The organism is Pararobbsia alpina, from assembly GCF_902859895.1.
Taxonomy (GTDB): Bacteria; Pseudomonadota; Gammaproteobacteria; order Burkholderiales; family Burkholderiaceae; genus Pararobbsia; species Pararobbsia alpina.
In genome coordinates this window covers 1-1,543 of the sequence record NZ_CADIKM010000150.1, presented here as the reverse complement: position 1 = coordinate 1,543, position 1,543 = coordinate 1, and the positions used below count along the sequence as shown (strand labels likewise).

Annotated in this window: 3 protein-coding genes and 1 pseudogene; all 4 read right to left on the bottom strand. The window is 60.9% G+C overall.

The genetic code is table 11. The features are described from left to right. Positions 1-11 precede the first annotated feature (11 nt). Positions 12-347 (bottom strand): IS66 family insertion sequence element accessory protein TnpB, encoded by a 336-nt coding sequence (tnpB, locus tag HV670_RS29940; protein WP_175108535.1) that lies wholly within the window; start codon positions 345-347, stop codon positions 12-14. Next, positions 344-739, bottom strand: coding sequence for an IS66-like element accessory protein TnpA (gene tnpA / locus HV670_RS29935; protein WP_246258132.1), 396 nt, complete (start codon positions 737-739; stop codon positions 344-346). Before tnpA ends, tnpB begins: the two co-directional genes overlap by 4 nt. A gap of 79 nt (positions 740-818) precedes the next feature. Next, a pseudogene (locus HV670_RS29930) lies at positions 819-1,079 on the bottom strand (porin); the annotation flags it as partial. A 190-nt stretch (positions 1,080-1,269) separates the two neighbouring features. Next, a partial coding sequence (locus HV670_RS29925; protein WP_175108533.1) for a copper resistance CopC family protein occupies positions 1,270-1,543 on the bottom strand: 274 nt, incomplete at its 5' end.

Sequence of the window (1,543 nt, the reverse complement as noted above, 5' to 3'; positions counted from 1 at the left end):
GTTCCGCAGGCTCAGACCACGCGGATTGCGTGATCAAAGGCGAGTGTCTGCCACGCGAGGCCCTTGACGAGCGCATCGAGCTGTTCGGCGTTCAACACGACGGCGGGCTCGGCGTGTCCGTCGCTCCACACGAAGCGGCCCTTGTTCAGTCGTCGCGCGGCAAGCCAGATGCCCAGTCCGTCGTAGATCAGTACCTTCATGCGCGTCGAGCTCTTGTTGGCGAACAGGTACGCATGATGAGGCCGCGCAGCACCGAACACCTTGACCACACGCGCGAGAATCGTATCGGTGCCGGCGCGCATGTCGAGTGGCTCAGTGGCGAGCCACATCGCATCGATGCGCATCATCGCAGCAACTCGCGCAACCAGTTCCCGCAAGCGGCGGCGTCCGTCACCGGCCAACTGATCGTGATGACTTGCTCCGCGCGGCGCACTTCGACACGTATTTCGCCGCTCTGCGACGGGCGTGCTGTGTTCGCCTCCAGCGACACCGGCACAAATGCGGGGCTTCGTGTCGACTGAACGCAAACCGGGCTGCTCGATGATCGGCCAGATTTCTTGCCTTCGGCTTGCTCAACCCAACGTCGAAGCAGATTCGCGTTGAGCTGGTGATGCAGTGCTATCGCCGCGATCGACACCCCCGGCCCCTGGCAGTCCGCTACCGCTTGAGCTTTAAATGCTTCGCTGTATTGGCGACGACGCCGTCGACCAACCAGTACTTGTTCCTCGATAGTGTTCACGTATCCGCCTATTTGTTCGCGGACACGATACTCCCAAGCCAGATCGCGCTATTCAAGACGGGTTTGCCAGCCGCTTACGCGCAAGCGAGCCATCGGTGGGGTTGAAGCCGTTCTCCAGGACAAAGTTGACCCGGTTGCCGCCCCCTATGTCTTCGGTGCCTTTGACTCCGAAGCGGCTCCCCCATTGTCCGCTCGACCCCATTGCCGCTGTAAAGCCCTTGCCGGTATTCACGTATTGCGCAAACTCATCGAGCAGCCCGTACATCGTGATGCTTTCCTGCGCCATTGCGCACTTGGAGCAAGCGAGTGCCAGGCCCACGCAAGCAATACTCTTTCTCATGAAACGCAAAACCTATGTAAGGAACATTTTGAAGCGGGTGAATTGGCCTACCGACACGCCGTTTTCGCTAATTCTGGTGGGCACGCGCGCGCACCACGATCGTATGTCGAGGATGCAAAGTTCCCCAGTATCGAGACTACGAGGTCGACCGCGCGGTCGTGCTGCGCGGCCGATGCCAAGTAACGCGGTGCTATTTCACGTCGAACGAGTAGTCACCATGGGTGCGATGCCCGTCCGACGCAACAGCCGCCCAATGCACGGTGTAGTGACCGGCGACAAGCGGCGGCAGCGCGACGGACACGACCGCGGGTTGTTGGGGATCGACACTCGCCTTGTCGACATTCACCTGCTTTCCGCTGGCATCGGTCACGGTCAATGTGGTGAACGAGGGCTCGAGCGGCCCGTCGAACAGGATCCTGACCTTTGCAGGTGAGGACACCGTCGCTCCGGCCCCTGGCTCCTGC